The following is a 12448-nucleotide window of genomic DNA, read 5'->3' as shown; positions in this document are numbered from 1 at the left end:
GGCGTCCACCGGGGCCTTCTTGACCCCGGTGGACGCGTGTTGCTCAAGCGGTCAGGGGTCGGCCTAGTAGCCTTCCGGGAACGGATTCGGCTCGATCACGTCGGATTCCCACACCACCTTGGCCTGGCCGTCGCTGCCCCACTGGCCGATACGGGTACGCATCCACAGATGGTGGTTGGGGTCGACCTTGGTGTAGCCGTGCGGCATGCCTTCCTTCCATTCCATGTTGTCGGAGGCCGCGACCACCTTGTCCACGTCGAAGCTGCCGGCCTTCTCGACCGCGCGCTTCCACAGCCAGGGGCCCAGATAGGCGGATTCGGTCACGTCGCCGATGACCGCGTCCTGGCCGTACTCTTTCTTGAATGCCGCCACGAATTCCTTGTTGGAGGGGATATCCAGGCTCTGGAAATACTTCATCGAGGAATAGAAGCCCTCGACGTTCTGCTTGCCGATACCCAGCACTTCGTCCTCGGTCACCGAGATGGTGAGCATGGGCATACGCTCGGCGGTCATGCCGGCGGCCTTGAGCTGCTTGAACCAGGCCACGTTGGAGCCACCCACGACGGCGGCAAACACCAGATCCGGGCGCTTGAGCTTGATCTTGTTGATCAGCGAACCGAACTGGGTGTTGCCGAGCGGGTAGTAGTCCTCACCGACCACGCGCCCGCCGAGGTGCTTCTCGATATGGGTACGGGCGATCTTCATCGACGTACGCGGCCAGATATAGTCGGAGCCGACCAGATAGAAGCTCTTGGCGCCGAGTTCTTCGTTTGCCCAGTTGAGTGCGGCCAGAATCTGCTGGGTGGCTTCCTGGCCGGTATAGAACACGTTTTTGGACTGTTCCAGGCCTTCGTAGAAGGTCGGGTAGTAGAGCAGGCCGTTGTTCTGTTCGAACACCGGCAGCACGGCCTTGCGCGAGGCCGAGGTCCAGCAGCCGAACACGGTGGCGACCTTGTCGCCCTGGAGCAGCTTGCGGGCCTTTTCGGCAAAGGTGGGCCAATCGCTGGCGCCGTCTTCCACGGTGTATTCGATCTGGCGACCGAGAATGCCGCCCTGTTCGTTGATCTGCTTGATGGCGAGCTTTTCGGCCTGAATCGAGCCGGTTTCGCTGATCGCCATGGTGCCGGTAAGCGAATGCAGGATGCCGACCTTGACGGTGTCGTCGGTGACTGCCAAGCCGGTGGTCATGACCTCGTCGGTGGGCGGGGCGGCGGCATGGGCAGGGCCGAACAGCACGGAGGCGCCGAGCGTCACCGCGGTCAGGCCGGCGAGCCAGGATCGGCTCAGGGTATGCAATTTCATCGAGGGTCTCCCTTGGAATAACGAAACGGGGGCGATGGCTGCGGCTTTGCAAAGTCCGGGCCAAAGCCGGCCGCCTCGCTCGTTATTCAGACTGGCGCCTGTCATCGAAGCCGCCCATACGCCGATCAACGCACCGGCCTACGTCATTCGACGTAGTGGCTGGCGCGTTTCCTGCAGGCACGAGTGCTTACCATCGGATCCAACCGCCCGCTCGCTCTCGAACCGACTGCCTCATGGACAACGGCCCTCAACGCATCGTCAAGATCCGTCGCGCCTACAACCGCTGGGTGGGCGACGAAACGCTCGAGGACTATGCGCTGCGCTTTACCGCCCGCAGCTTTCGTAAATGGTCGGAGCTGCGTATCGCCAGCACCGCGCTCGGCGGTATCTCGTTTCTGGCCCTGGAGGCGATCGGCGCCGTGCTGATGATGGGCTATGGCTTCACCAACGCTGCCTGGGCGATCGGTGCCGTCTGTACCGCCATATTTCTGGTCGGTCTGCCGATCAGCTATTACGCCGCCCGCTACGGCGTGGATATCGATCTGCTCACCCGCGGCGCGGGGTTCGGCTATCTCGGCTCGACGTTCACGTCGCTGATCTATGCCAGTTTCACGTTCCTGTTCTTCGCTCTCGAAGCGGCGATCATGGGGCAGGCGATCTCGATGTATTTCGCGGTGTCGCTGCCGGTGGCCTACCTGATCAGCGCGCTGGCGATCATTCCGCTGGTGACCTTCGGCATCACCGCGATCAACCGCCTGCAGTGGTTCACCCAGCCGGTCTGGCTGATTCTGCTCGTCTTGCCTTACCTCGCCATCGCTGCCAAGCGGCCCGAAACCTTCACCGACTTCGCCGGCTTCACGGGCCGTCAGCACGACGGCAGCTTCAGCTGGGGCGCGTTCGGGGCCGCCTGCAGCGTGGCACTCGCACTGATCGGCCAGATCGGCGAACAGGTGGATTACCTGCGGTTCCTGCCCGAGAAACGGCCGGCCAATCGAACCCGCTGGTGGCTTGCCGTGGTGGCGGCGGGCCCCGGCTGGGTCGTCATCGGCGGTCTGAAGATGTTTGGCGGCGCGCTGCTGGCGTTCCTTGCGCTCCAGCACGAACTGCCCTTCGATCAGGCGACCGAGCCGACGCATATGTATCAGGTGGCCTTCGGCTATGTGTTCGAATCGCCCGGCGTGGTGCTGGCCGCCACCGTGGCGTTCGTGATCGTGTCCCAGGTCAAGATCAACGTCACCAACGCCTATGCCGGCTCGCTGGCCTGGTCCAACTTCTTTGCCCGGGTCACGCGCAGTCATCCGGGGCGGGTGGTGTGGCTGGTCTTCAACGTGCTGATCGCGCTGATCCTGCTCGAAGTGGGCGTGTTTTCCGCGATCGAGCGCGTGCTGGGGCTGTACGCGAATATCGCTGCTGCCTGGATCGGCGCGCTGGCCGCAGATCTGGTCGTCAACAAGCCGCTGGGCCTGTCGCCGAAGGGCATCGAGTTCAAACGGGCCCACCTCTACGACATCAATCCGGTGGGGATCGGCGCGCTCGTGATCGCAAGCGCGTTGTCGCTGGCCGCTTATACCGGCTTGTTCGGCCAGGCCCTGCGAGCGGCCGCGCCGCTGCTGGCATTGGGCGGCGCCTTCGTCCTCGCACCGCTGATCGCCTGGGCCACCGGTGGGCGTTTCTATCGGGCACGGCGGCCGGCCACGCCCTCGCAGCTGGCCCCCGATGGATCCGACCAGGGTCGATGCGTGCTGTGTCGCAATCGTTTCGAAGTCGAGGATATGGCGCTGTGCCCGGCCTATCGTGGCAGCATCTGCTCGCTCTGCTGCAGCCTGGACATGCGTTGTGGCGACCTGTGTCGACCGCAGGCGACGGCTTCGGCACAGGCCTCGGCCGTGGTTCGCCGGGCGCTGCCGAAATCGGTGCTGCCGCATTTGTATACGCGCCTTGTGCGTTACGGCGCCGTGCTGTGTCTTTTGAGCGTCGTGGTGTTCGGCGCGCTGGTCGCGGTCTATGCCCAGGTCGCGCCGCTGGTGTCGGCGGCCGATACGGCACGCCTGTTCGATATCTTTTTGCGTACCTTCCTGCTCATGACCGCGCTGACCGGCGTGCTCGCCTGGTGGCTGGTGCTCACGCGGGAGGCGCGCAACGTTGCCCAGCAGGAAACCTCGCGCCAGACCGAGCTGCTGATGCGCGAGATCCGGGCGCATAAGGAAACCGACGCCAAACTGCAGAAAGCCACCTCCGAAGCCGAAGCCGCAAATCGGGCCAAGAGCCGCTATGTATCGGGTCTGAGCCACGAGCTGAGAACGCCCTTGAACAACGTGCTCGGCTATACCCAGCTATTGCTGCGCGATACGAGGCTGGACGCGGCGCAGGCCGGCAAGCTCGCCACGATCCAGCGCAGCGGCGAGCATCTGCTCGCGCTCGTCGACGGTCTGCTGGATATCGCACGAATCGAAGCGGGGCGTATCAGCCTCAATATCGGCGAAATTCATACCGTGGCCCTGCTCGACCAGATCGAGGCCATGTTCGCGCCTCAGGCTCGTGCCAAGGGGCTCGAATTCGGAATCGAGCGGGTGGGGCGTATTCCGGAAATCGTGCGCGGCGACGAGCAGCGACTGCGCCAGATATTGATCAACCTCGTGGGCAACGCAATCCGCTTCACCCGCACCGGTTTGGTGCGGCTGCGTATTGCCTATGCCTGGGAAGTTGCCACATTCGAGGTCATCGATACCGGCCCGGGTATCGCCGAGGACAAGCTGGAACAGATTTTCCTGCCGTTCGAACGCCTCGACGCCGACCTGAGCGGCCTGACCAGCGGCACGGGGCTGGGCCTGACCATCTGCCAGCTGCTGACCCAGTTCATGGGCGGTGAACTCGCGGTCAAGGCCGCCGAGGGCGGCGGAACGCATTTCACGCTGCGCCTGTTTCTGGCCCGCCGCAAGAAAGCCGTGGCCGACGCGAACGCAGAGGCTGGACAGGCGGCGACGGGCTATCGTGGCCCGCGGCGTCATATCCTGCTCGTCGATGATCTGGCCGACCAGCGGGCGATACTGCGCGATTTTCTCGAACCGCTCGGGTTTGCCATCGACGAATGCAACGACGGCGCGAGCGCGCTGCACTGGCTGGCGACCGAACGCACCGATGCCATCATCATGGACGTCGCCATGCCGGGCATGGACGGCTTCGAGACCGCCCGCCTCATGCGCGCACGGCGCCTGAGCGAGGCGCCGATCCTGGTGGTTTCGGCCAATGCCTACGGCGAGGACGTCGCCCGCAGTGAAGCCGCCGGCTGCGATGCGTTTCTGCCCAAGCCGGTGGATATCGCGCGGCTTCAGGCCACGCTGGCAACGTTATTGCATCTGGAATGGGTGCACGAGAGACAAACGGCTGCGACTGCCGACGCGCCGTGCCCCGTCGGCGAGGCGCGTAGCTTGCCCGCGACGGTGCTGCCGCCCCGGCTCGTTCGTCGCCTGGCCGCGGCGATCGATACCGGCGCGATGGCGGGTGTCGAGGCGGTACTCGATGAAATCGAACGGGTCGAGCCGGCCAGTGGGCCGCAGCTGCAGCCGCTGCGTAACGCCAGTCGCGGCTTTGAATTCGATCGCCTGCGGCGGCTGCTGGCATCGCTATCGCAGCCGGTCGCACACGAGGGGAACGAGACATGAACGTGGCGTATGAATACGACAATCACGAGCATGCGAGCCCGGCCGCGCCGGCCGCCGTGCGCGGCGTGGTACTGGTGGTCGACGATCAGCCGCAGATGCTGGCGCTGCTTTCGGAAGTTCTGGGCGATGCCGGCTATACGGTGATCGTCGCCGCAGACGGGCGCTCCGCGCTCGAACGCGCGCGCATGATCACCCCCGACGTGGTCCTGCTCGATGCCTGCATGCCGGGCATGGACGGCTTCGAAGTGTGTCTGCGCATGAACGCGGACGCATCACTTGTCGGCATGCCGGTGATCTTCATGACCGGGCTGACCGAGAGCGAACATATCGTAAAAGGCTTTCGCGCCGGCGGTGCGGACTATGTGACCAAGCCGGTCAAGCCGGACGAGGTCTGCGTACGGGTGGAAGCCCACCTCAAGCGGGCCCAGGCCCAGCGCCGGGCCGACATGGTGGTCAGTGCTGGCGGACGGGCGGCCATCATCGCCGACGACGAGGGCCGGGTGCGGTGGCACAGCTCGCGGGCGGCGGCGTATCTGCAGCGCTATGTGGAAGCCGCGCAGCCCGACATGCTTCCGGGCGGGCTCGTGCGCTGGCTGCGTCAGGCTGAGCCTTCTTCACGCCCCTACGAAATCGCGCGCGGGCAGGCACGGCTATCCATTCGCCTGGCCGGTCCGGCGGGCGCCGAGGGCTGGATACTCACCCTGGTGGAGTTCGACGACGAAGCCTCGATCAACGATTTCGTCGAGCGCTTCGGCTTGACCCTGCGCCAGGCCGAAGTGCTGCTGTGGGTGTCGCGCGGAAAGACCAATCGCGATATCGGCGAGATTCTGGATATGAAGCCGCGTACCGTGAACAAGCATCTCGAGCATATCTTCCCGAAGCTCGGTGTGGAGACCCGCGCTGCGGCCGCGGCCACCGCGCTGCAGGTAATCGGCCCCTGACAAGGACTCAGGCCGCGCGGCGATCGGCCCAGCGCAGCCAGCGGCGTACCAGTCGCACGCTCAGCCACAGCGTAACCAGCAGCCAGCCCGCGGTGGCGATGAACACCGCCAGCATGAGCGTGCCGATGCCCAGCTCCGGCCATGCAGCAGCCAGGGTTTCGGCGGGGTGGGGCGCATAGGCCAGCGTGTTGAGCACGGTCATGGCGCTGGTGAAAAGCGTGGGCAGGGCCGCCAGCGGGGCGAGCAGGACCAGCAGCAGTGCCGTGGCCGAGAGCGCATGGTGTCGGCCCAGCCAGCGATGATGCGAGGCCGGCACCGGGGCTTGGCCCGCCGCAGCCCACCAGTGCAGCAGGGCGATGACGGCCATGACCGGGATCAGCAGGATGCCGACCCCGAGCCACAGTGCAGCCACGATCGAGCCCGCGGCGAGATAGCCCAGGGTGACGCTGGCCCCCGTGTCGGCAGTTGGCGTATTCATGCGCCCGGCATGGCGCGATGTTCGGCAAAGGCCAGCACGCCGCGAATGAAGCGATAGACGCCCCAGACCCAGAGAATCGCATAGCCCAGAAAACCGATGACCACGTAGGCGAGCACCAGACAGACCAGCGACCAGAGCACGGTGAACCAGAAGGTGCGCATCAGCCAGCGGTGGTGGCTGTAGGCCACCGGATCGCGGCAATCGCGCATCTTTACGTGATTGATGATCACGCCGGCGATCGCGGTGATGCCGTTGAAGAAACCGAGCCCGTAGAGGACATAGGTCACCAGCAGCACGTTGCGTTCGAGTTCGCGCCGGCTGACGCCGGTTTGGTCGAGCTCCTGACTCATGGATTGACCCGTTTTAGCTGACTTGATCGAAGAGCGCGGTATGAAGACGCCGGTTTGCTAGAATCCCGACCCATCAAGACGCTCAACGCCCGGTATTGGCATGCTTCAACTGTTCACGCACCATCGCAGTGTGTCCGCGCATCGCGTGCGCATCGCGCTCAACTACAAGGGCGTGTCCTACAAGTCGATCTTCACCGACATGGACCATGCCCGCGGCGATCGGCTGAGTTATCTCAACGTGAACCCGCAGGGGCTCATCCCCGCGCTCTGGGCCGAGGATGATCTGGTCATTTCCCAGTCGTCCGCCATTCTAGAGTATCTGGAGGAGCGCTATCCTGAACGGCCGCTGCTGCACGGCGATATTGCCGAGCGTGCGCGGATTCGTTCTTTCGCCCAGGTGGCGATCGCGGATACCCACCCCTTGAACAACCTGCGCGTGCTGCGCTATCTGCGCGACGACATGAACGTGCCCTACGAGAAACGGCGCGAATGGTTCGAGCACTGGATCCACAAGGCCTTCGCGCCGATGGAATCCATCCTGGCCAACCATGCCCGCGAGCACGACGAACACAGCTACTGTTTTACCGAAAAGCCCAGCCTGGCCGATGTCTGTCTGGTGCCGCAGGTATCCATGGCCGAGCGTTACGACGTGAATCTCAGCGACTACCCGACCATTCGTCGGGTCTATCGTGCCTGCATGACGCTGGCGGCGTTCCAGGCGGCCGATCCGGACAACCAGCCCGATACCCGCTGAAGTTGCTGCCACCGGGCCGGCTGGTGCTTCGTAAGCGCCGGCTCGCCCGCCCCGGTTGTGCCGCGTTTCGTGCTGCGGCTCCGCGCCCGACGCCATAGTGCTTGTTAATGCTGGACGCCCCGGTCTAGGGTGACAGCATCGACTTATGCAGAAGGTCAGGGCGGGTGATGAGCACGATAGCCACGATAGTTGCCGATGTGCGGGCACGGGCGAGCAGTTTCGAGCCGGCCGAGCGCCGCGATCTGCTGTTGCGGTTCGTCGACGCCTGGTTCGAGGGCATTACGCTGGACGAACTGGCGGCCCGATCCGTTGATGCGCTGTACGCGGCCGTCTGCGAGCAGTTCGAACTGCTTTGTGCGCCGCGCCAGAAGCGCGATCTCGCGGTGGTCACCCGCGATCTGGATGGCAGCGAAGGCTATTGCGATACCGCGCTGCTGGTGCTGGCCGATGACATGACCTTCATCGTCGATACCGTGAGCATGGCGGTACGCGAGGCCGGCGCGGATATCGACTGGATGATGCATCCGATTCTACGGGTCAGCCGCGACGCGGCCGGCGTGCCCACCGATATCCGCAGTGCCGCCGACAGCGCCGAACATGGCGACGAGGAATCGCTGCTGCGCCTGGAATTCGCCGCTCCCGCGGGGCTGGATCACGATGCACTGGTCGAACGGGTACGTCGCAACCTTGCCGATCTGGCCCGAGTGGTCGGCGACTGGCAGGCCATGCGCCGCCAGCTGCAGAAGGTCGTGGCCGAGCTCGATACCGTGCCCAGCGGCATGGATATCGACGAATGCGAACAGACCCAGGCGTTTCTGCGCTGGCTGGCCGACGATCACTTCACTTTGCTGGGCTATCGCCAGCGCGAAGTGCAGATCGGCGAGGACGATGCCGACACCATGGTCGACATACCCGGCACCAGCCTCGGCCTGCTGCGCGAAGATCGCGAGGATATCGACCCGGACGGCTATGTCGCCCCGGCGGCGGCGCTGGATAAATACAGCCAGTCGCCGCGTATTCTGGTGGTCGCCAAGGCCAACCGGCGTTCGTGGATTCATCACGCCGAAACCATGGACGTGATCGCCATCAAGCGCATGGACGACACGGGCAACGTGATCGGCGCGCATCGTTTTCTGGGCCTGTTCTCGGGCGAGGCCTATGCCATGAGCCCGCGCCAGATCCCGTTGTTGCGCCAGAAGGTGCGCGACGTGGCGGCCCGGGCGGCGCTGCGTCCGCGCTCGCACAGCGCCAAGAGCCTGCGCTACATCCTGGAGACCTTCCCCCGCGACGAGTTGTTCCAGTCCTCCGAGGAAGAGCTCTACAACACCGTCATGGGCGTGCTCGGCATGCGCGAAACCGAGCGCCTGCGGCTGTTCATGCGCCGCGACCGCTATGCCCGTTTCTATTCCTGTCTGGTCTATGTGCCGCGTGAACGCTACACACTGGGCCTGCGCGAACAGATTCAGGCCGAACTCGAACGCAGCCTGCAGGGGCGGGCCCAGGAATCCGATGCCCAGTTCCTGCGCGGCGCGCTGGTGCGAATCCACTACCAGATCGCGATCGAGGCCGAGAGCATCGATACGCCGGACGCACGCAGCCTCGAACAGAGCCTGATCGCCGTCACCCGGGCCTGGTCGGATCGTTTCGCGGCGGCGGCTGAAGCCCGCGGCCAGATCATGCCTGCCTATGCCCGCGCCTTCGACAGCGCCTATCGGGAACGCTTTTCGGCCGCGACCGCCGTCGACGACGCCGTTCTGTTGTCGAGCGTGGAACCGGGGGCGGCGCCGCGGCTGCAGGTGGTGGGCGTCGAGGCCGAAACCGTCCAGCTCAAGCTCTATGGCAACGGCGAGGAGACGCCGCTGTCGGCGACCATGCCGATTCTCGAGAACTTCGGCCTGTCGGTGCATACCCAGCGGCCGTACCGAGTGGAACGCGCCGGCCAGGATCCGCAGTGGATACACGAATACGAAGCCGACCATCCGGATGCCCAGGCGCTGGCCGAGAACGACTGCGGCGAGAACGTCGCCGAAGCGTTTTCGGCGGTCATCTCCGGGCATGCCGAGAACGATGGCCTCAACCGGCTGATCGTAAGCGCCGGTTTTAGCCCGCGCCAGGTCGTGCTGGTACGCACGATCACCCGCTACCTGCTGCAGACCGAGCTGCCGTTCTCGCCCGACTATATCCAGGAACAGTTGGCCGGCCATGCCGATCTGGTCGATCAGTTCGTGCGTTTGTTCGAGGCGCGCTTCGACCCGGCCCGCGCGGTGGCCGATGACGAGACCCGGCTGGCGGAAATCGATACCTCGCTCGACGAGGTCGCCAGTCTCGACGCCGATCGCGTGCTGCGTGCGTTCTACGGGGTGGTGAAAGCCGCGTTGCGCACCAACTACTACCAGCGTGACGAAACGGGCGCATTCAAGGCCTACGTCAGCATCAAGCTCGACCCCTCCGTCATGCCGGAGCTGCCACGCCCGCTGCCGATGTTCGAGACCTTCGTCTATGCGCCGGAGGTGGAGGGCGTGCATCTGCGCGGCGGCAAGGTCGCCCGTGGCGGGCTGCGCTGGTCGGATCGCCGCGAGGATTTCCGTACCGAAGTGCTCGGGCTGATGAAGGCGCAGATGGTCAAGAACGCGGTCATTGTGCCGGTTGGCGCCAAGGGCGGCTTCGTGGTCAAGAACGCGCCGGCCGACGAAACACGCGAGATGCGCCAGGCCCGCGGCATCGCCTGCTACAAGATCTTCATTCGCGGGCTTTTGGATATCACCGACAACCGCGTGGGCCAGACGATCGAGCCGCCCCAGGATGTGGTGCGCCGCGACGCCGACGACCCCTATCTGGTGGTCGCCGCCGACAAGGGCACGGCCACGTTCTCGGATATCGCCAACGGCCTGTCCCAGGCCTACGGCTTCTGGCTCGACGATGCCTTTGCCTCCGGCGGCTCGGCCGGCTACGACCACAAGGCCATGGGCATTACCGCGCGCGGCGCCTGGGAAGGGGTGAAGCGGCATTTCCGTGAAATGGGCCGCGATATCCAGCGCGAGCCGTTCACGGTCGTGGGCATCGGCGATATGGCCGGCGACGTGTTCGGCAACGGCATGCTGCTGTCCGAGCAGATCAAGCTGGTGGCTGCCTTCAACCACATGCATATCTTCATCGATCCGAACCCGGACCCGGCCGTGAGCTTCGCCGAGCGCAAGCGCCTGTTCGAGCAGCCGCGCTCGGCCTGGAGCGACTACGACAGCAGCCTCATCTCGTCCGGCGGCGGCGTGTTCGACCGTAGCGCCAAGACCATCGAACTCTCCGCCGAGGCGCGTGCGGCGCTGGATATCGACGCCACGCGCCTGAGCCCGCTGGAACTGATCAACCGCATCCTCAAGGCGCCGGTGGATCTGCTCTGGAACGGCGGTATCGGCACCTACGTGAAAGCGCGTACCGAATCCCATGCCAAGGTGGGCGATCGCGCCAACGACGGTCTGCGCGTGAACGGGCGCGACCTGCGCTGTGCCGCGGTCGGCGAGGGCGGCAATCTCGGGCTGACCCAGGCCGGGCGCATCGAATACGCGCTGGCTGGCGGGCGCTTGAATACCGATGCCATCGACAACTCGGGCGGGGTGGACTCCTCCGATCTCGAGGTCAATATCAAGATCGCGCTCGGTACGGTGGAAGCCGCGAACGCGCTCACCCGCGAGGATCGCAACACGCTGCTGGCCTCGATGACGCCGGAGGTGATCGAGCTGGTGCTGGCCACCAACTATCTGCAGACCCAGCAGATCAGCCTCATGGAGGCCGAAGGGATCACCCGCTTCGACGAGCAGGTCAGCTTCATGCGCGCGCTGGAACGCGAAGGCCGGCTTGACCGCCGGCTGGAACGCCTGCCGGACGACGAAACCATCGAGGAACGAGCCCGCAATCGCCAGGGCCTGACGCGCCCGGAACTGGCCGTGCTCATCTCCTACAGCAAGATCGCCCTGGCCGACAGCGTGCTGGCCAGCGACCTGCCCGACGACCCCTGGTTCGCCCAGCTGCTGGAGGCCGGCTTTCCGCATGCCATGGTTGAGCAGTTCCCGGATGCCGTTCTGCAGCACCGGCTCAAGCGCGAGCTGATCACCACGCTACTGACCAATCAGATGGTGGATCGGCTCGGGATCGCCACCGCGCATCGGCTGCCGGCCGGATTCGGCTCGCGCATGGATTCGGCCGTGCGTGCCTATGTGCTGGCCGATGCCTGGCTGGGCGGCGAGGCCCTGTTCACCGAAATCGAGTCCCTCGACAATCGTCTGGCCACCGATCACCAGTATGCGCTGCATCGGATCGTGATCGGCCTGCTCAAGCATGCGATGAGCTGGTTGCTGGGCACGCCGGGCATCGAGGGCGATCTGTCGAATCTGGTGGCCCGTTATCAGAACAACGCGCGGCTGCTGCTGGGCCAGCTGCCGAACTATCTGGTCGGCGGCTATGCCGAACGCTGGCAGGCCGACCACGACGCCTGGGCCGCGACCGGACTGGACACCGATTTCGCGGCGCGCATCGCCAGCGCCAATGCCGGCGGCGGGATCATGGATGTGGTCTCGTTGGCCGAGGAGTGTGGGCGCGATATCGAATCGGTGGCCGCGCTGTATTTCGCGGTCGGCGACCTGCTGTCGGTGCACTGGCTTCAGGAAGCGATTCATGCCCTGCCGGCGGACGGCCGCTGGGCAGCGCTTGCGCGCACCAGCCTGCGCGGCGACAGCTACCGTATCCATCAGCAGATCGTGGCCCAGGTCCTGGACGTGGCCGGCGACGATCCGCTGGCCACCTGGCAGGCCACGAACGAGCGCACGCTGGCATTCATCGTTGCACGTATGGATGAGCTCAAAGCCATCGACCAGCCCGGTCATGCCCACCTCACCGTCGCGGTTCGCGATATGGCCCGGCTGGCCACGGCCCAGCCCACCAGCCTGGGGGGCGCTGCCTGAACGAGT

Annotated in this window: 7 protein-coding genes; 4 read left to right on the top strand and 3 right to left on the bottom strand. The window is 65.2% G+C overall.

The window, feature by feature from the left end; all coding sequences use genetic code 11:
* Positions 1 to 63 precede the first annotated feature (63 nt).
* Positions 64 to 1302: an urea ABC transporter substrate-binding protein gene (gene urtA / locus CMN27_RS04625; protein ID WP_293624366.1), complete on the bottom strand. Its 1239-nt coding sequence runs from the start codon at positions 1300 to 1302 to the stop codon at positions 64 to 66.
* Positions 1303 to 1535: 233 nt separating this feature from the next.
* On the opposite strand from urtA, the gene CMN27_RS04620 reads away from it, so the two are divergent.
* A complete protein-coding gene (locus CMN27_RS04620) occupies positions 1536 to 4964 on the top strand; it encodes an ATP-binding protein (protein ID WP_293624364.1) in 3429 nt (1142 codons plus the stop codon).
* Positions 4961 to 5905 carry a response regulator transcription factor gene (locus CMN27_RS04615; RefSeq protein ID WP_293624362.1) on the top strand — a complete coding sequence of 315 codons (945 nt, stop codon included), beginning with the start codon at positions 4961 to 4963 and terminating at the stop codon, positions 5903 to 5905. Before CMN27_RS04620 ends, CMN27_RS04615 begins: the two co-directional genes overlap by 4 nt.
* 7 nt (positions 5906 to 5912) lie before the next feature.
* Here the strand turns inward: CMN27_RS04615 and CMN27_RS04610 are convergent, their stop codons facing one another.
* Together CMN27_RS04610 and CMN27_RS04605 are read right to left on the bottom strand one after the other, a co-directional pair.
* On the bottom strand, positions 5913 to 6383 hold the full coding sequence (locus CMN27_RS04610; RefSeq protein ID WP_293624361.1) for a hypothetical protein: 471 nt from the start codon (positions 6381 to 6383) through the stop codon (positions 5913 to 5915).
* The gene (locus CMN27_RS04605; RefSeq protein ID WP_293624360.1) at positions 6380 to 6733 is read right to left on the bottom strand and encodes a hypothetical protein; all 354 of its coding nucleotides are present in this window, start codon (positions 6731 to 6733) and stop codon (positions 6380 to 6382) included. Before CMN27_RS04605 ends, CMN27_RS04610 begins: the two co-directional genes overlap by 4 nt.
* Before the next feature lie 100 nt (positions 6734 to 6833).
* Here CMN27_RS04605 and maiA point away from each other — a divergent pair, with 100 nt between their 5' ends.
* Positions 6834 to 7487 carry a maleylacetoacetate isomerase gene (maiA, locus tag CMN27_RS04600; protein ID WP_293624359.1) on the top strand — a complete coding sequence of 218 codons (654 nt, stop codon included), beginning with the start codon at positions 6834 to 6836 and terminating at the stop codon, positions 7485 to 7487.
* A gap of 167 nt (positions 7488 to 7654) precedes the next feature.
* The gene (locus tag CMN27_RS04595; RefSeq protein ID WP_293624358.1) at positions 7655 to 12442 is read left to right on the top strand and encodes an NAD-glutamate dehydrogenase; all 4788 of its coding nucleotides are present in this window, start codon (positions 7655 to 7657) and stop codon (positions 12440 to 12442) included.
* The last annotated feature ends 6 nt before the right edge of the window (positions 12443 to 12448 follow it).

This window comes from Salinisphaera sp. (assembly GCF_002729955.1).
Classification (GTDB): domain Bacteria; phylum Pseudomonadota; class Gammaproteobacteria; order Nevskiales; family Salinisphaeraceae; genus Salinisphaera.
Note: the sequence above shows the minus strand (reverse complement) of the source record. Positions and strands in the feature narration are given on the sequence as shown.

Excerpts from the sequence above, each read along its gene's own strand:
- urtA (WP_293624366.1), bottom strand. The coding sequence starts at position 1,302 with ATGAAATTGCATACCCTGAGCCGATCCTGGCTCGCCGGCCTGACCGCG.
- CMN27_RS04620 (WP_293624364.1), top strand. The coding sequence starts at position 1,536 with ATGGACAACGGCCCTCAACGCATCGTCAAGATCCGTCGCGCCTACAAC.
- CMN27_RS04615 (WP_293624362.1), top strand. The coding sequence starts at position 4,961 with ATGAACGTGGCGTATGAATACGACAATCACGAGCATGCGAGCCCGGCC.
- CMN27_RS04610 (WP_293624361.1), bottom strand. The coding sequence starts at position 6,383 with ATGAATACGCCAACTGCCGACACGGGGGCCAGCGTCACCCTGGGCTAT.
- CMN27_RS04605 (WP_293624360.1), bottom strand. The coding sequence starts at position 6,733 with ATGAGTCAGGAGCTCGACCAAACCGGCGTCAGCCGGCGCGAACTCGAA.
- maiA (WP_293624359.1), top strand. The coding sequence starts at position 6,834 with ATGCTTCAACTGTTCACGCACCATCGCAGTGTGTCCGCGCATCGCGTG.
- CMN27_RS04595 (WP_293624358.1), top strand. The coding sequence starts at position 7,655 with ATGAGCACGATAGCCACGATAGTTGCCGATGTGCGGGCACGGGCGAGC.